This is a genomic window from Streptomyces sp. NPDC086766 (genome assembly GCF_044746005.1).
Classification (GTDB): Bacteria; Actinomycetota; Actinomycetes; order Streptomycetales; family Streptomycetaceae; genus Streptomyces.
The window spans coordinates 179,385-194,613 of sequence record NZ_JBIVBI010000002.1 but is presented as its reverse complement, the minus strand read 5'-3'; the positions used below and the strand labels follow the sequence as shown (position 1 = coordinate 194,613).

At 73.0% G+C, this 15,229-nt stretch carries 17 protein-coding genes; 11 read left to right on the top strand and 6 right to left on the bottom strand.

What is annotated here, in order from left to right:
* The first annotated feature begins 4 nt into the window (after positions 1-4).
* Entirely contained in the window at positions 5-1,441 is a 1,437-nt protein-coding gene (locus ACIPM1_RS03995) for an aldehyde dehydrogenase family protein (RefSeq protein ID WP_402428567.1), read from the top strand.
* Entirely contained in the window at positions 1,434-2,339 is a 906-nt protein-coding gene (locus ACIPM1_RS03990; RefSeq protein WP_402428564.1) for an aldehyde dehydrogenase family protein, read from the top strand. The genes ACIPM1_RS03995 and ACIPM1_RS03990 overlap by 8 nt, the downstream gene beginning before the upstream one ends.
* Before the next feature lie 106 nt (positions 2,340-2,445).
* Here the strand turns inward: ACIPM1_RS03990 and ACIPM1_RS03985 are convergent, their stop codons facing one another.
* Complete coding sequence (locus tag ACIPM1_RS03985) at positions 2,446-2,868, bottom strand: hypothetical protein (RefSeq protein WP_402428561.1); 423 nt, start codon at positions 2,866-2,868, stop codon at positions 2,446-2,448.
* A 127-nt stretch (positions 2,869-2,995) separates the two neighbouring features.
* Between ACIPM1_RS03985 and ACIPM1_RS03980 the strand changes: the two genes are divergently transcribed.
* Positions 2,996-3,631 (top strand): uridine kinase, encoded by a 636-nt coding sequence (locus tag ACIPM1_RS03980; RefSeq protein ID WP_402428558.1) that lies wholly within the window; start codon positions 2,996-2,998, stop codon positions 3,629-3,631.
* Positions 3,632-3,889: 258 nt separating this feature from the next.
* Here ACIPM1_RS03980 and ACIPM1_RS03975 read toward each other — a convergent pair whose 3' ends face one another.
* On the bottom strand, positions 3,890-4,642 hold the full coding sequence (locus ACIPM1_RS03975; protein ID WP_402428555.1) for a SigE family RNA polymerase sigma factor: 753 nt from the start codon (positions 4,640-4,642) through the stop codon (positions 3,890-3,892).
* A gap of 259 nt (positions 4,643-4,901) precedes the next feature.
* Between ACIPM1_RS03975 and afsQ1 the strand changes: the two genes are divergently transcribed.
* The 5 genes from afsQ1 (at position 4,902) to ACIPM1_RS03950 (ending at position 8,745) form a co-directional block, all read left to right on the top strand.
* On the top strand, positions 4,902-5,579 hold the full coding sequence (gene afsQ1 / locus ACIPM1_RS03970) for a two-component system response regulator AfsQ1 (RefSeq protein WP_356182571.1): 678 nt from the start codon (positions 4,902-4,904) through the stop codon (positions 5,577-5,579).
* Positions 5,576-7,186 (top strand): ATP-binding protein, encoded by a 1,611-nt coding sequence (locus ACIPM1_RS03965; RefSeq protein ID WP_402428552.1) that lies wholly within the window; start codon positions 5,576-5,578, stop codon positions 7,184-7,186. Before afsQ1 ends, ACIPM1_RS03965 begins: the two co-directional genes overlap by 4 nt.
* Positions 7,183-7,815, top strand: coding sequence for a hypothetical protein (locus tag ACIPM1_RS03960; RefSeq protein ID WP_402428549.1), 633 nt, complete (start codon positions 7,183-7,185; stop codon positions 7,813-7,815). The genes ACIPM1_RS03965 and ACIPM1_RS03960 overlap by 4 nt, the downstream gene beginning before the upstream one ends.
* 106 nt (positions 7,816-7,921) lie before the next feature.
* Positions 7,922-8,503, top strand: a complete 582-nt coding sequence (locus ACIPM1_RS03955; RefSeq protein WP_402428546.1) for a VanZ family protein — start codon at positions 7,922-7,924, stop codon at positions 8,501-8,503.
* A gap of 41 nt (positions 8,504-8,544) precedes the next feature.
* Complete coding sequence (locus ACIPM1_RS03950; protein WP_356182559.1) at positions 8,545-8,745, top strand: PspC domain-containing protein; 201 nt, start codon at positions 8,545-8,547, stop codon at positions 8,743-8,745.
* Positions 8,746-8,854: 109 nt separating this feature from the next.
* Here the strand turns inward: ACIPM1_RS03950 and ACIPM1_RS03945 are convergent, their stop codons facing one another.
* Both ACIPM1_RS03945 and ACIPM1_RS03940 read right to left on the bottom strand, forming a co-directional pair.
* Entirely contained in the window at positions 8,855-9,205 is a 351-nt protein-coding gene (locus ACIPM1_RS03945; RefSeq protein WP_356182556.1) for an ATP-binding protein, read from the bottom strand.
* Positions 9,206-9,332: 127 nt separating this feature from the next.
* A complete protein-coding gene (locus ACIPM1_RS03940; protein WP_356182553.1) occupies positions 9,333-10,496 on the bottom strand; it encodes an adenosine deaminase in 1,164 nt (387 codons plus the stop codon).
* Between the two features lie 113 nt (positions 10,497-10,609).
* On the opposite strand from ACIPM1_RS03940, the gene ACIPM1_RS03935 reads away from it, so the two are divergent.
* Positions 10,610-11,371: an alpha/beta hydrolase gene (locus ACIPM1_RS03935; RefSeq protein WP_402428541.1), complete on the top strand. Its 762-nt coding sequence runs from the start codon at positions 10,610-10,612 to the stop codon at positions 11,369-11,371.
* A 24-nt stretch (positions 11,372-11,395) separates the two neighbouring features.
* On the opposite strand, the gene ACIPM1_RS03930 is transcribed toward ACIPM1_RS03935, so the two are convergent.
* Positions 11,396-12,370: a LysR substrate-binding domain-containing protein gene (locus ACIPM1_RS03930; protein ID WP_402428538.1), complete on the bottom strand. Its 975-nt coding sequence runs from the start codon at positions 12,368-12,370 to the stop codon at positions 11,396-11,398.
* A 63-nt stretch (positions 12,371-12,433) separates the two neighbouring features.
* Between ACIPM1_RS03930 and ACIPM1_RS03925 the strand changes: the two genes are divergently transcribed.
* Together ACIPM1_RS03925 and ACIPM1_RS03920 are read left to right on the top strand one after the other, a co-directional pair.
* Complete coding sequence (locus ACIPM1_RS03925) at positions 12,434-13,747, top strand: MFS transporter (protein WP_402428536.1); 1,314 nt, start codon at positions 12,434-12,436, stop codon at positions 13,745-13,747.
* 145 nt (positions 13,748-13,892) lie between these two features.
* Complete coding sequence (locus ACIPM1_RS03920; RefSeq protein ID WP_402428533.1) at positions 13,893-14,906, top strand: sigma-70 family RNA polymerase sigma factor; 1,014 nt, start codon at positions 13,893-13,895, stop codon at positions 14,904-14,906.
* Here ACIPM1_RS03920 and ACIPM1_RS03915 read toward each other — a convergent pair.
* Complete coding sequence (locus ACIPM1_RS03915) at positions 14,790-15,176, bottom strand: STAS domain-containing protein (RefSeq protein WP_402428530.1); 387 nt, start codon at positions 15,174-15,176, stop codon at positions 14,790-14,792. The two genes, ACIPM1_RS03920 and ACIPM1_RS03915, sit on opposite strands and share 117 nt — an antisense overlap.
* Positions 15,177-15,229: the final 53 nt, after the last annotated feature.

Sequence of the window (15,229 nt, the reverse complement as noted above, 5' to 3'; positions counted from 1 at the left end):
CACCATGGCATCCGCATTCGAGTACGCTCCGGCCCCCGAGTCCCGCGCGGTCGTCGACATCGCGCCCTCGTACGGCCTGTTCGTCGACGGCGAGTTCACCGAGGCGGCCGACGGCAAGGTCTTCAAGACGGTCAGCCCGTCCACCGAGGAGGTCCTCTCCGAGGTCGCGCAGGCCGGCGAGGCGGACGTGGACCGCGCGGTGAGGGCCGCCCGCAAGGCCTTCGAGAAGTGGTCCGCGCTGCCCGGCGCCGAGCGCGCCAAGTACCTGTTCCGGATCGCCCGCATCATCCAGGAGCGCAGCCGCGAGCTGGCCGTCCTGGAGACGCTGGACAACGGCAAGCCGATCAAGGAGACCCGCGACGCCGACCTCCCCCTGGTCGCCGCGCACTTCTTCTACTACGCGGGCTGGGCCGACAAGCTCGACCACGCCGGGTTCGGCGCGAACCCGCGGCCGCTGGGCGTGGCCGGCCAGGTCATCCCGTGGAACTTCCCCCTGCTGATGCTGGCGTGGAAGATCGCCCCGGCGCTGGCGACCGGCAACACGGTCGTCCTCAAGCCGGCCGAGACCACCCCCCTGTCGGCGCTGTTCTTCGCGGACATCTGCCGCCAGGCGGGCCTGCCGAGGGGTGTCGTCAACATCCTCCCCGGCTACGGCGACGCGGGCGCCGCGCTCGTCGGGCACCCGGACGTGAACAAGGTCGCCTTCACCGGCTCCACGGCCGTGGGCAAGGAGATCGCCCGCACGGTCGCGGGCACCCGCAAGAAGCTCACCCTCGAACTGGGCGGCAAGGGCGCCAACATCGTCTTCGACGACGCCCCCATCGACCAGGCCGTCGAGGGCATCGTCAACGGCATCTTCTTCAACCAGGGCCAGGTCTGCTGCGCGGGCTCGCGCCTGCTGGTCCAGGAGTCGATCCACGACGAGCTGCTGGACTCCCTGAAGCGCAGGCTCGGCACGCTGCGTCTGGGCGACCCCCTCGACAAGAACACGGACATCGGCGCGATCAACTCCGCCGAGCAGCTCTCGCGCATCACCTCGCTGGTCGAACAGGGCGAGGCGGAGGGCGCCGAGCGCTGGTCGCCCGCCTGCGAACTGCCCTCCTCCGGCTACTGGTTCGCGCCGACGCTCTTCACCAACGTCACCCAGGCGCACACCGTCGCCCGCGACGAGATCTTCGGCCCGGTGCTGTCGGTCCTCACCTTCCGCACGCCCGACGAGGCCGTCGCCAAGGCCAACAACACCCCGTACGGCCTGTCCGCCGGCATCTGGACGGAGAAGGGCTCCCGGATCCTGGCCGTCGCGAACAAGCTGCGCGCCGGCGTCGTCTGGTCCAACACGTTCAACAAGTTCGACCCGACCTCGCCGTTCGGCGGTTACAAGGAGTCGGGCTTCGGCCGCGAGGGCGGCCGCCACGGCCTGGAGGCGTACCTCGATGTCTGAGAAGTCCGAGAAGATCGAGCGGCTGTCGGTCTTCAAGACCTACAAGCTGTACGTCGGCGGGAAGTTCCCGCGTTCCGAGAGCGGCCGGGTGTACGAGGTGACCGACACAAAGGGCAACTGGCTGGCCAACGCCCCGCTCGCCTCCCGCAAGGACGCCCGTGACGCGGTCGTCGCCGCGCGCAAGGCGTTCGGCGGCTGGGCCGGCGCGACCGCGTACAACCGCGGCCAGATCCTCTACCGCATCGCCGAGATGCTGGAGGGCCGCCGCGACCAGTTCGTGCGCGAGGTGGCCGAGGCCGAGGGCCTGTCCAAGTCGAAGGCGGCCGCCCAGGTCGACGCGGCGATCGACCGCTGGGTCTGGTACGCGGGCTGGACCGACAAGATCGCCCAGGTGGTGGGCGGCGGAAACCCGGTGGCGGGCCCGTTCTTCAACCTCTCCACCCCCGAGCCGACCGGCGTGGTGGCGGTCCTCGCGCCGCAGGACTCGTCCTTCCTCGGCCTGGTCTCGGTGGTCGCCCCGGTGATCGCCACGGGCAACACCGCGGTCGTGGTCGCGAGCGAGAGGTCCCCGCTCCCGGCGCTGTCCCTGGGCGAGGTGCTCGCCACCTCCGACCTGCCCTGCGGAGTGGTCAACGTGCTCTCCGGCCGTACGGCGGAGATCGCGGCGCCGCTCGCCGCGCACCAGGACGTCAACGCGGTGGACCTCGCGGGCGCCGACGAGGTGCTGGCGAAGGAACTGGAGATCGCGGCGGCGGACAACCTCAAGCGCGTCCTGCGTCCACAGCCTGTGGACGACTGGACGGCGGCGCCCGGCACCGACCGCATGACCGCCTTCCTCGAGACGAAGACGGTCTGGCACCCGACCGGTTCCCTGGGCGCGTCCGGCTCCTCGTACTGAGCCGCCGCGCGCACGGAGCGCACCGGCCGCTTCACCTCGCACAGACCGAGAGCCGCGCCTCCCCTCCGTCCGGGGGAGGCGCGGCTCTCCGCGTTCCGCGCGGGCGTCAGCGCAGCGGGCCGCCCGCGCCGCCGCCCAGCAGTCCGGTCGCCTGCCCCAGCACCGGGATGCTGCCGACCGACGGCGCCTGCGCCACCGGACCGGTCAGCGCCCTGGAGGTCACCGGCTGGAAGTCGGCGAGCTGGGTGCCGACGCCGTTGTCCAGCGGGTCGACGCCGGTGCCCGCGAGGGGGTTGGGCTTGAGACCGGCGACCGGGCCGGTGACGTACCCGACCGTGCCGGTCGTCGCCGCCATTCCGGCCTGCGGGTCGACGCGGCCCACGGAGGTGGGCCCGTGCTCCGCGCCCACCACGGGCAGGGTGTCCGCCGCGGCCGTCGCGGCACCCGCGCCCACGGCGACACCGGCGGTCGCCAGGGCGAACAGGGCGCGCCGGGCGGTGGGACGGGAAGGGGACGCGTGTCGAGCCATCTCTGGGGCCGCCTTCTGCTGCGCAAGGTAACAAGAACGGCACTCAGGGTAGTTGAGACGTAAGCCACGCTCCAAAGCCGACCCGCGGAGGGGGCAGGGGGTTCACCATGCGTCAAACTGGTGTTCCGTGAGCCCTCATCTCCCGTCGCCTGCCCGCGTCGTGCTGCTCTGCGGCCCCTCCGGTTCGGGCAAGTCCCTGGTCGCCGCCCGTTCCGGGCTGCCCGTGCTGCGCCTCGACGACTTCTACAAGGAAGGCGACGACCCGACCCTGCCGCTGGTGGCGGGGAGTTCGGACATCGACTGGGACCACCCCGGGTCGTGGGACGCGGAGATCGCGGTCGAGGCGATCACCCGGCTGTGCGCCACGGGCAGCACGACCGTACCGGTGTACGACATCGGGCTGAGTGCCCGTACCGGCGAGGAGACCCTGCACATCGGCCGCACGCCGCTGTTCATCGCGGAGGGCATCTTCGCCGCCGACATCGTCGGGCGCTGCCGCGAACTGGGCGTCCTGGCCGACGCGCTGTGCCTGTCGCGCGGGCCGGTCACCACCTTCCGCCGCCGCTTCCTGCGGGACCTGCGGGAGGGCCGCAAGTCGGTGCCGTTCCTGCTGCGCCGCGGCTGGCGCCTGATGCGCGCCGAGCGGACGATCGTCACCCGCCAGGTCGCGCTGGGCGCCCACCCGTGCGACCGCGACGAGGCGCTCGGCCGGCTCGCGGCCGCGGCGGCGGGGCGGCAGCCGCAGGCGCGCACGGCGGCGTGACGGCCGCAGGCCCTCGGCAACGGTCGCGCGCACCACGCCCGTACGGGTGACACCGGTACGCGCAGGGCCCGTACACGCCGAAGCGGGACTGGACGGACCCCCCGGCCCTCCAGTCCCGCTCCTCGGTGCTCCCCCACATTCCCCCGTGGTGGTGCTCCCCCGTGCTCCCGGTGGTCCCCCGTGTCCCCCGTGGGCCCCCCGGTACCGCTCCCCCGTGCTTCCCCCGTGTTCCCCGTTCCCCCCAGACCTTCGTACGGCTCAGGCGACGAGCTCGCCGAAGGACTCCTCCTCGTCACGGCCGAAGCTGAGGACCTCGTCCTCGCGCAGCCGGCGCAGGGACCGCCAGATGCTGGACTTGACCGTGCCGACACTGATGTCGAGGATCTCCGCGATCTCCGGGTCCGTGCGGCCCTCGTAGTAGCGCAGGACCAGCATGGTGCGCTGGAGTTCGGGCAGCCGGGCCAGCGCCTGCCACAGGACCGCGCGCAGCTCGGTGCCGCGCATCGCGTCCGTGTCGCCGGGCGTCTCCGGCAGTTCCTCGGTCGGGTACTCGTTGAGCTTGCGGCGCCGCCACGCGCTGATGTGCAGGTTCGTCATGGTGCGGCGGAGGTATCCGCCGACGGCCGCCTTGTCGCTGATCCGGTCCCACGCCTTGTACGTCGAGAACAGCGCGCTCTGCAGCAGGTCCTCGGCCTCGAAGCGGTCACCGGTGAGGTGGTAGGCGGTTGCGTACAGGGAGGCGCGGCGCTCCTGCACGTAGGCGGTGAACGCCGCTTCGGCGTCCCCCGTCCCCGGCAGGGACCGGCGCTCCCCCGAGCCCTCCCCGTACGCGGCTCCCCCGTGAGCATCCCCCGTGCGTTCGTCAACCACCGTCATGAAACCGGTGTGCTGACGCCCGGTACCGCGAGCGCACCCCCGCATGCTCACGGCACCGGACTTCTCGGAAGCCCGCGCCACGTCGTGCAGGCGCGTGACCACTGCGCTGTTGCTGGTGCTGTGCAGCGTGCTCATCTCGCGCCCCCCGTCGTGGACTTACCGGTCTTCCGTGCTTCCTTGCCTGTGCCGAGAAGCTTGCCGCCGCCACTTCATGGCCGTGTCCGCCGACTGTCACAGACGTGTCACAGGCCCCTGTGCGCCGTGCCCCGGCGCGGTGACGGAGGAGAGCGGCGCGGCTACGCAGACGTGCGCGCGCCGGCGATCGTGCCCGGGAGACGGGTGGGAGCGCTCCAAGTGTCGCTAGCCCGACCCGGCATGGGCCAGAATGAGCCCCGTGCCTTCCCTGTTGCTGATCGAGGACGACGACGCCATCCGGACGGCCCTGGAGCTCTCACTGACGCGCCAGGGGCACCGCGTGGCCACCGCTGCCAGTGGCGAGGACGGTCTGAAGCTGCTGCGCGAGCAGCGGCCGGACCTCATCGTGCTGGACGTGATGCTGCCCGGCATCGACGGATTCGAGGTGTGCCGTCGCATCCGGCGCACGGACCAGTTGCCGATCATCCTGCTGACCGCGCGCAACGACGACATCGACGTGGTGGTGGGCCTGGAGTCCGGCGCCGACGACTACGTCGTCAAGCCTGTGCAGGGCCGGGTGCTCGACGCCCGGATCCGTGCCGTGCTGCGCCGCGGCGAGCGGGAGGCGAACGACTCGGCGGCCTTCGGCAGCCTCGTCATCGACCGGGCGGCGATGACGGTGACGAAGAACGGCGAGGACCTCCAGCTCACCCCCACCGAGCTCCGGCTGCTGCTGGAGCTGAGCCGGCGGCCGGGACAGGCGCTGTCCCGGCAGCAGCTGCTGCGGCTGGTGTGGGAGCACGACTACCTGGGTGACTCGCGGCTGGTGGACGCCTGCGTCCAGCGGCTGCGCGCCAAGGTCGAGGACGTGCCCTCGTCCCCGACGCTGATCCGCACGGTGCGCGGGGTCGGTTACCGCCTGGACGCGCCTCAGTGACCGAACGGCAAGGGGGGGTCCGCGGCTGGGCCGCGGGCCGCGGAGGAGCACTGTCGCGGCTGCGGTTCACCAGCCTGCGGCTGCGGGTGGTCGTCGTCTTCGGGCTGGTGGCGCTGACCGCCGCCGTGTCCGCGTCCGGGATCGCGTACTGGCTCAACCGCGAGGCCGTGCTGACCCGAGCCCAGGACGCGGTGCTGCGCGACTTCCAGCAGGAGATGCAGAACCGGGCGGGGGCGCTCCCGGTGCACCCCACCCAGGACGAACTCCAGCACACCGCAGGCCAGATGGCGAGCAGCAGCCAGCGCTTCGGCGTGCTGCTGGTCGCGCAGGACCCGGGCGGCAAGACCGTGTACGGCAGTTCGGACGGCCTGAGCGGCTTCTCGCTGGAGGACGTGCCGAGGTCGCTGCGCACCGCGGTGAACAAGCGGCAGTCGGGTTCCTCGGCGGGCCGGTCGCCGTACCACCTGTACTGGCAGCGGGTCGTCGAGCACGGCACCCCGTACCTCGTGGCGGGCACCCGGGTGATCGGGGGCGGCCCGACCGGCTACATGCTGAAGTCGCTGGAGCCGGAGGCCAAGGACCTCAACTCGCTGGCGTGGTCGCTCGGCATCGCCACCGCGCTGGCGCTCATCGGCTCCGCGCTGCTGGCGCAGGCCGCCGCCACGACCGTGCTGAAGCCCGTGCACCGGCTGGGCGTGGCCGCGCGGCGGCTCGGCGAGGGCAAGCTGGACACCCGGCTGAGGGTGTCCGGTACCGATGAACTCGCCGACTTGTCAAGGACGTTCAACAACGCGGCCGAGGCGCTGGAGAAGCGGGTCGCCGACATGGCCGGGCGCGACGAGGCCTCCCGGCGCTTCGTGGCGGACATGTCCCACGAACTGCGCACCCCGCTGACCGCCATCACCGCCGTGACGGAGGTGCTGGAAGAGGAGCTGGAGTCCGGTAGCGGCAGCATCGACCCGATGATCGAGCCGGCGGTGCGGCTGGTGGTCAGCGAGACCCGGCGGCTGAACGACCTGGTCGAGAACCTGATGGAGGTGACCCGCTTCGACGCGGGCACCGCCCGGCTGGTCCTGGACGACGTGGAACTCGCCGACCAGATCACCGCGTGCATCGACGCCCGTGCGTGGCTGGACGCGGTGGAGCTGGACGCGGAGCGCGGCCTGCACGCCCGGCTCGACCCGCGCCGCCTGGACGTCATCCTCGCCAACCTCATCGGCAACGCGCTCAAGCACGGCGGCTCCCCGGTGCGGGTGTCGGTCCGGGAGGCGGACCACGAGATCGTCATCGCGGTCCGGGACCACGGGCCCGGCATCCCCGAGGACGTCCTGCCGCACGTCTTCGACCGTTTCTACAAGGCGAGCGCCTCCCGGCCGCGCTCCGAGGGCAGCGGACTGGGCCTGTCCATCGCCATGGCCAACGCCCATATCCACGGCGGCGACATCACCGCCGCCAACTCGCCCGAGGGCGGCGCGGTGTTCACGCTGCGGCTGCCGCGGGACGCCTCGGAGCTCACCGAGGAGGCCGGCCGGCAGGGGCAGGGCGGCGGCAGGGGCAGAGGCAGGAGCGACGGGGACGGCGCCGGATCGAAGGGGGGCGTCCGATGAGGGCGCGTACGACGCGCGGACGGGGCACGGCCGTACGCCGCCTGCCGGCGCTGGCGGTGCTGGCCGCGCTGCTCACGGGCTGCGGGATCCGGGCCACGGAGGTGCCGACCGACTTCGGTGCCGCGCCCTCCCGCGTGCCCTGCTCGCTGAGCGAGCCGGACATCTCCACGCAGTCCTCGCGCGGGGTGCCGGTCCAGGTCTTCCTGCTGTGCGGTTCGTCGCTGGTGACCGTCGACCGGACGGTGCGGGTGCCGGACGGCACGGCGGACGCCAAGCGGCGGGTGCGGGTGGCCCAGGGGCTGCTCGACCAGCTCGCCATGACGCCGTCGGCCAGTGAGAAGGGCGCGGGCTACTCGACGGACGTGCGCGGCGGGATGTCGGTGGGCGGTCCGGGTCCCCGGGACCCGGAGGACGCGCTGCGCCTGAGCACCGCGCCGAGCGAGCTGACGTCGTACGCGCTCGCCCAGATCGTCTGCACCTTCTCCGACTCGGCGGCCGCCGAGGGCGACGGGTCGGTCATCCTGGGCGGGCCGGGCAACAGGGCGCCGCTGCGCTACGAGTGCACCGACGCGGTCCGGTCCCGGCCGGGGACCGCCGTGCCGCCGTCGAGCGAGCCCACGGCGGGCTGATCCGGTCCCCCGTGGCCGCCGGCGCCTCCCCTGTGGCACAGCCCCCGTCCGGATCCGGGGGCACGGTCTCGGAACCGATTACGCCGGTGGCGGCGTCTTGGGGGGCGTGCAGCGTCAAGGCTCCGTCTGCGGCAGCGCCGCGAACCACGTCCGTGTGACAGGGGGTGTCCTCCTTGTGGCACACCTCGCGCTCGTCGCATGGCTCACGCTGCGTCCGCTGGACGTCCCCTGGATGATGCCGGCCAACTTCCGTCCGCTCGCGACCGTCCGCGCCGATCTGGCGCTGGGCTGGCCGGAGGCGGCCCGGCGCATCGGCGAGGGGCTCGCGCTGCTCGCGCCGCTGGGGGTGCTGCTTCCCCTGGCGCACGGCAGGCTCTGCGCCTCCTTAGTGGCCTCGCTGGTCCGCACCGTCGCCGCGGGCGCCCTGATCTCGGTGGGCATCGCCCTGTTGCAGACGGGTGTGCCGGGCCGGGTCGTGGACGTCGACACGCTGTTGCTGAACACGGTGGGGGTGGCCCTCGCGCATCTCGCGGTGGTGCCCGCGGGCCGCGCGCGGCTCCGTCGCGGGGCCGAGCGCCGGGAGCGTACGGCCGTCCGCCCGGAGGAGCCGGCTCAGGGTCGTACCCCCACGATTCCCAGGGTCGGGATCGCCCCCTGGGGCGACGCTTTGCCCCCTTCGTCTCCGTAGGGTGGAAGGCACAGAAGCCCTCCCAGACGAAGGAGCCGCACATGACCGCCCTCGCCCGCCCCACCCAAGGCCGCATGATCGGCGGAGTGTGCGCAGCGCTGGCGCGGCGCTTCGGCACCTCCGCTACGACGATGCGGGTGATCTTCCTGCTCTCCTGCCTGCTGCCGGGGCCGCAGTTCGTGCTCTACATCGCCCTGTGGATCCTGCTCCCCTCCGAGGACAAGGCGCACACGGCCTGGTGAACGCACGCGCTCGCGTGCGGGCATGCCCGCACGCGAGCGTGTGAACGCCGTCGGGGCGCACCCGGAAGCAACGGGTGCGCCCCGACGGCGCGTTCGGCGGCGGTGCGGCTCAGCCCAGCGGGAGGCCGTTCACCGGCAGGCCGTGGGTGGGCAGGCCCTGGACGGGCAGTCCGCCGAGCAGGCCGGCGACCGGCTTGGTCGGGCCGTGCTCCAGCGTGCTCTGGGCGACCGGCTGCGCGGCGGCGAGCCCCGTCCGCATCGCGGGCTTGGCCTGGTTCAGCGCCTGGCCGGCCGGCAGGGTCCTGGCGACGTTGTCCGTCGGCAGCGCCTTGCTGACGGTGCCCAGCGCCTGGCCGGCGTCCGGCACGGCCGGGGCGGCGTTCGCGGCGCCCGCGCCGGCGGCAGCGAAGGCGGCACCGAGGGCGGCGACACCGAGGGTCTTGGCGGCAGACTGCTTCATAAAAACGCGTCCTTGAATGGAAGACGGGGAACTGAGCGGTTCTCGACCGTAAACACGGCGACCCGTCCGCCGCAAACATCGAAATGCGGACGGGTTGTGAAGCCCGCCCGCACCGATGATGTCCCGATCAGCCCTCCGACACCGCAGAACCGCTGGTGGGCGCGGCCCGCTGAAACAGCCATTCGGATTTCAGCTCGGCATATCCGGGCTTGATCACGTCATTGATCATCGCGAGTCGTTCATCGAAAGGAATGAACGCTGATTTCATCGCATTGACCGAGAACCACTGCATGTCGTCGAGCGTGTAACCGAATGCCTCGACAAGGTGCTCGAATTCCCGGCTCATGCTGGTGTGCGACATCAGCCGGTTGTCCGTGTTGACCGTGGCCCGGAAGTGCAGGCGCCGCAGCAGCCCGATCGGGTGCTCGGCGTAGGAGGAGGCGGCGCCGGTCTGGAGGTTGGAGCTCGGGCACAGCTCCAGCGGGATGCGCTTGTCGCGGACGTACGAGGCCAGCCGTCCGAGTTCGACCGAGCCGTCCTCGTGGACCTCGATGTCGTCGATGATGCGCACCCCGTGCCCGAGCCGGTCGGCGCCGCACCACTGCAGCGCCTGCCAGATGGACGGCAGCCCGAAGGCCTCACCGGCGTGGATGGTGAAGTGGTTGTTCTCCCGCTTCAGGTACTCGAAGGCGTCGAGGTGCCGGGTGGGCGGGTGGCCGGCCTCGGCCCCGGCGATGTCGAAACCGACGACTCCCCGGTCGCGGTAGCGGTTGGCGAGTTCGGCGATCTCCAGGGCGCGGGCCGCGTGCCGCATCGCGGTGAGCAGCGCGCCGACGCGGATGCGGCGGCCGTTCTCCCGGGCCAGCCGCTCCCCTTCCCGGAAGCCCTCGTTGACGGCCTCGACGACCTCCTCCAGGCTCAGTCCGCCCTCGAGGTGCTGTTCGGGGGCGTAGCGCACCTCGGCGTAGACGACGCCGTCCTCGGCGAGGTCCTCGGCGCACTCGCGGGCGACCCGTACGAGGGCCTCCCGGGTCTGCATCACGCCGACGGTGTGCGAGAAGGTCTCCAAGTACCGTTCCAGGGAGCCGGAGTCGGCCGCCTCACGGAACCACAGGCCGAGCTTGTCCGGGTCGGTCTCGGGGAGTTGGGAGTAGCCCGACGCGCGGGCGAGGTCGACGACGGTGCCGGGACGCAGCCCGCCGTCGAGGTGGTCGTGCAGCAGAACCTTGGGCGCCCGGCGGATCTGGTCCGAGCTCGGGGTGTTCCCCAGGTGGGCAGTCTGGCTCGTCATTTCCGCACTCTAACTCCTACGCGCGTAGATCGTTCCGTGTACACATCCGTCGATACGTAACGGTGACCGCACGGACGGGTGGCGTACACCGGTGCTTCTGAGAATGTTCTGTCATGGCACAGGAAGCGACGCCGGTTCGCACGGCCCGGCTGGGGAGGACGCTCGGCCCGGAGCCGGCGACGGTGAGCGGAGTGGTGCTGCTGCTCCCCGGCGGCCAGGCGGTCTCCGGCCGCAGGCCCGCCCCGGTACTGGCGGCGGGCTCCGTACGGGCCCTGGGGCGCCGGCTGGCCCGCGCGGGACGCGCGGAGGGCCTGGCCGCCCACGTGGTGCACTACCGCTACCGCGGCTGGAACGGCAGCGAGGCCCATCTCGCCCGCGACGCCGCCTGGGCCGCCGACGAGGCCGTACGGCGCTACGGCGACGTTCCCGTCTGCCTGGCCGGTGTCGACATGGGCGGCCGGGCGGCGCTGCACGCGGGCGGGCACGAGGCCGTCAACTCCGTGGTGGCGATCGCCCCTTGGCTGCCCGAGGACGACGTGGCCGCCTCGCCCGAACCGGTGAAGCAGCTCGCCGGGCGCCGGGTGCTGATCGTGCACGGCACCAACGACGGGCGCACCGACCCCGAGCTGTCCTTCCGCTTCGCGGCGCGGGCGAAGAAGGCGAACCGGGACGTGTGCCGGTTCGAAGTCCACTCCGACGGGCACGGGTTGCACCAGTACCGGGACGAAGTCCTCTCCCTGACGGCGGACTTCGTCATGGGGTCCCTGTTCGGGCGGCCGCTCTCGCGGCCGGTGCAGGACGCGCTGGCGGCTCCGCCGCCGCTCGGGCTGCGGATGCCGCTGGCCGCGGGCTTCGGGAAGACCCTGCGCCGGTAGGGCGGCGCCCCTCCGGGGTCGGTCTCAGTCGGGCAGCAGGCTGCCGCGGCGGGACAGCAGGAACCTCTTGAACGCGGCCACCGGGGGCGTGTCCGGGTGGCCCTCCCGCCAGGCCACGCCGATCTCGCGTACCGCGCGCGGGGCGGTGACCGTCAGTTCGGCCACGCCCGGCCTGGGGACGGCCGGGGGCGGCAGGAGGGCGACCCCGAGCCCCGCCGCGACCAGACCGCGCAGCGTCTCCGCCTCCTCCCCCTCGAAGGCGACGCGCGGGGTGAAGCCCGCCTCGCGGCACAGGTCGTCGGTGATGCGGCGCAGGCCGTAGCCGGGCTCCAGGGTCACGAAGGTCTCGTCGGCCGCCTCGGCCAGGCGCACGCGGCGGCGGGCGGCGAGGCGGTGGTCGGCCGGGACGACCAGGCGCAGCTTCTGCTCGTCCAGGCGGCGGGCGACCAGGTCCGGCGCGTCCGGTACGGGGGAGGTCAGGCACAGGTCCAGTTCCCCCGCGCGCAGCCCCTCCAGCATGGCCTCGCCGTAGTTCTGGACCAGGCTGAAGCGGACCCGGGGATGGTCGGCGCGGAAGGCCTGGAGCAGGCCGGGCACGGTCTCGGCGCCCATGGTGTGCAGGAAGCCGAAGGCGACCTTGCCGGTGGCCGGGTCGGCGTCGGCGCGCACCTCCTCGGCGGCCCGCTCGATCTCGGCGAGGGCGCGTTCGACGTGGCCGAGGAAGGTGCGCCCGGCGGGGGTGAGGGAGATCGTCCGGCCCCGGCGGGCGAAGAGGTCGACGCCGAGGTCCTCCTCCAGCCGGACCATGGCCCGGGAGAGCGTGGACTGCGGGACCTGCATCTCCTGAGCGGCGCGGGTGACGTGCTCGGTCCGGGCGACCCCGGCGAAGTGGGCGAGCCGGGGCGCGAGCAGCAGCGCGACCTCCTCACCGCTCTTTTCGATGTCTTCTGTGTCACCGGACGGTGACAGGCGAGCTCGCGACCTCTGCTGATGCACCATGGGAACGATTATGGCGATTCCATGCATTGGACGGATGAGCGGCCCTTCCCTACCGTCGAGGACATGTCTTGCGCCGATACCGGGGCGTCCACCGTCGTGGGCGCCGCACCCGCCGTACCCGCCGGCTCCACCGCTCCCACCGCCTCCCTCCCCTCCCCCGCCGACTCCCGTATGGCCCCGGGCGGTCCCGGTTACCGCCGGATGAGCCTCGCCCTCTTCCTCGCGGGCGTGGCGACCTTCGCGCTGCTGTACTCCACCCAGGCCCTGCTGCCGCTGATCTCCGGCGAGTTCGCGGTGGCGGCGAGCGAGGCGAGCTGGACCGTGGCGGCCGCGACGGGCGGGCTGGCGCTGTTCGTCCTGCCGATGAGCGCGCTGTCGGAGCGGTTCGGCCGGCGCGCGGTGATGACCGCCTCGCTTGCGGTCGCGGTGACGATCGGCCTGCTGGTGCCCTTCGCCCCCTCGCTCGGCGCGCTGGTGGTGCTGCGGGCGCTGCAGGGCGCGGCGCTGGCCGGTCTGCCCGCCTCGGCGCAGGCGTACCTGGCGGAGGAGGTCCGGCCCAAGGCGCTGGTCACGGCGATCGGTCTGTTCGTCGCGGGCAACAGCGTGGGCGGCATGAGCGGCCGGGTCGTCACCGGCTGGGTCGCCCAGGAGTGGGGCTGGCGGGCCGCCGTCGGGACGATCGGCGTGGTCGCGGTGGCCTGCGCGGTGGCCTTCCGCCTGCTGCTCCCGGCGCCGCGGCACTTCACCCCGGGCTCGCTGCGCCCGCGGGTGCTGGCCCGCACGGTCCGCGACCACCTCGCCGACCCGCTGCTGCGCCGCCTGTACGCGATCGGGGCGCTGTTCATGACGGTGTTCGGCGGCGTCTACACGGTGATCGGCTACCGCCTGACCGAGGCGCCCTTCTCGCTCCCGCAGGGCATCGTCGGCTCCATCTTCCTGGTGTACCTGGTCGGCACGGTGTCCGCCTCGACGGCGGGCCGGCTGGTGGGGCGACTGGGCCGCAGGGGCGCCCTCTACCTCGCGGGCGCCACCACGGCGGCGGGTCTGCTGATCTCCCTGCCCGGCTCGATCGCCCTGGTCCTGCCCGGCCTGGTGCTGATCACGGCGGGCTTCTTCGCGGGCCACGCCGTCGCCTCCTCGGCGGTCAGCCGGACGGCGGCCCACGGCCGCGCGCAGGCCTCCGCCCTCTACCAGTCCGCGTACTACGTCGGTTCCAGCGCCGGCAGCACCCTCGGCGCCCTCGCCTTCCACGCCCGGGGCTGGTCCGGCACGGTCGGCGTCGGCCTGCTGGCGGTGCTGGGCGTGGTGGCCATCACGGTGCTCGGCTCGCGGGCCGCGCGGACGGCCGCCGGGCGGGAGGCGGTCCCGGCCCACTGAGCGAGTCGGTCACGGCCGTGCGGGAAACGGACCGAAGTGGTCGGCTGTGCGCTCGGGGAGCCGTTGTCAGTGGCCTGCGGTAGCTTCCGAGGTGCCGGGCGCGACAACGCGCACCGGCCGGGACGGCCACAGGGGCGGGTGGACGATGAGCGACGGCACGGCGACGACGGACCTCGACGCGCGGCTGGAGAAGTACCGGGTCGAGCTGACCGGGTACTGCTACCGGATGCTCGGCTCGTCCTTCGAGGCCGAGGACGCGGTCCAGGACACCCTGGTGCGTGCCTGGCGGAGCCACGACCGGTTCGAGGGCCGCTCCAGCCTCCGCTCCTGGCTCTACCGCATCGCGACCAACGTCTGCCTGGACATGCTGACGGCGGGCGGCAAGCGGGCCCGGCCCATGGACCTGACGGAGTCGACGCCGCTGGCGCGGGCCGCCCTCGCGCCCCGCCCGGACAGCACCTGGCTGGAGCCGATGCCGGACGCCCGCGTCCTGCCCGCGGTGGAGGACCCGGCGGAGGCGGCCGTCGCCAAGGAGTCGGTGCGGCTCGCCTTCATGGCCGCCCTGCAGCAGCTCCCGCCCAAGCAGCGCGCCGTGCTGATCCTGCGCGAGGTGCTGGCCTGGCGGGCGAGCGAGGTGGCCGAGCTGCTCGGCACCACGGTCGCCTCGGTCAACAGCGCCCTGCAGCGGGCGCGTGCCACCCTCGCCGAGCGGGCCGACCGGGGCGCCGAGGCGGCCGTCTCGGACCCGCTGGACGAGGAGCAGCAGAAGCTGCTGGAGCGCTATGTGAAGGCGTTCGAGGGGTACGACATGACGGCGCTGACGGCACTGCTGCACGAGGACGCCGTCATGACGATGCCGCCGTTCGACCTGTGGCTGACCGGCCCGGCGGACATCACCGGCTTCATGACGACGCTCGGCGCCTCCTGCGCGGGCTCCCGTCTGCTGCCCGTGCGGGCCAACGGACTGCCCGGCTTCGCCCACTACAAGCCGGACCCCGACAAGGGCGGCTTCAGGCCGTGGGCCGTGCAGGTGCTGGAGGTGTCAGAGGGCCGGATCACGGGGTTCCACTGCTTCCTCGACACCCCGCGCTGGTTCCCGCTGTTCGGGCTGCCCCTCCAGCTCGAAGCGGAGTCCGAGCAGGTCGAGCAGGGCGGGTAGCGCGGGGTCGGGGTCGCGCAGCCGGATCCGGCCCCCGGCCCGCCGGGCGGCGAGCTCCAGCCGGGCCAGCAGGTCGACCACGCCGAGCCCCGGCGGCCCGAGCCCGCCCACGTCGCACACGACGAGCCCGGATCCCCCGGCGGCCAGCAGCGCCCGCACCTCCTCGCACAGACCCGCCACCTCGGTACGGGTGACGGGTCCGGCGAGCACGAGTACGGGCGGTGTCGTGGCGTCCACGATCGGTAGACGTCCGCGGCGGGCGCGACTCATCGGTGCCCGCCGCGGCCGGGGCCGGCGAAGATCACATTGACCTGCCGCCCTCC

What these genes read in the sequence shown, in the direction of transcription:
- ACIPM1_RS03995 (WP_402428567.1), top strand. Translation starts at nt 5, where the DNA reads ATGGCATCCGCATTCGAGTACGCTCCGGCCCCCGAGTCCCGCGCGGTC.
- ACIPM1_RS03990 (WP_402428564.1), top strand. Translation starts at nt 1,434, where the DNA reads ATGTCTGAGAAGTCCGAGAAGATCGAGCGGCTGTCGGTCTTCAAGACC.
- ACIPM1_RS03985 (WP_402428561.1), bottom strand. Translation starts at nt 2,868, where the DNA reads ATGGCTCGACACGCGTCCCCTTCCCGTCCCACCGCCCGGCGCGCCCTG.
- ACIPM1_RS03975 (WP_402428555.1), bottom strand. Translation starts at nt 4,642, where the DNA reads ATGAGCACGCTGCACAGCACCAGCAACAGCGCAGTGGTCACGCGCCTG.
- ACIPM1_RS03960 (WP_402428549.1), top strand. Translation starts at nt 7,183, where the DNA reads ATGAGGGCGCGTACGACGCGCGGACGGGGCACGGCCGTACGCCGCCTG.
- ACIPM1_RS03950 (WP_356182559.1), top strand. Translation starts at nt 8,545, where the DNA reads ATGACCGCCCTCGCCCGCCCCACCCAAGGCCGCATGATCGGCGGAGTG.
- ACIPM1_RS03945 (WP_356182556.1), bottom strand. Translation starts at nt 9,205, where the DNA reads ATGAAGCAGTCTGCCGCCAAGACCCTCGGTGTCGCCGCCCTCGGTGCC.
- ACIPM1_RS03940 (WP_356182553.1), bottom strand. Translation starts at nt 10,496, where the DNA reads ATGACGAGCCAGACTGCCCACCTGGGGAACACCCCGAGCTCGGACCAG.
- ACIPM1_RS03935 (WP_402428541.1), top strand. Translation starts at nt 10,610, where the DNA reads ATGGCACAGGAAGCGACGCCGGTTCGCACGGCCCGGCTGGGGAGGACG.
- ACIPM1_RS03930 (WP_402428538.1), bottom strand. Translation starts at nt 12,370, where the DNA reads ATGGTGCATCAGCAGAGGTCGCGAGCTCGCCTGTCACCGTCCGGTGAC.
- ACIPM1_RS03925 (WP_402428536.1), top strand. Translation starts at nt 12,434, where the DNA reads ATGTCTTGCGCCGATACCGGGGCGTCCACCGTCGTGGGCGCCGCACCC.
- ACIPM1_RS03920 (WP_402428533.1), top strand. Translation starts at nt 13,893, where the DNA reads ATGAGCGACGGCACGGCGACGACGGACCTCGACGCGCGGCTGGAGAAG.
- ACIPM1_RS03915 (WP_402428530.1), bottom strand. Translation starts at nt 15,176, where the DNA reads ATGAGTCGCGCCCGCCGCGGACGTCTACCGATCGTGGACGCCACGACA.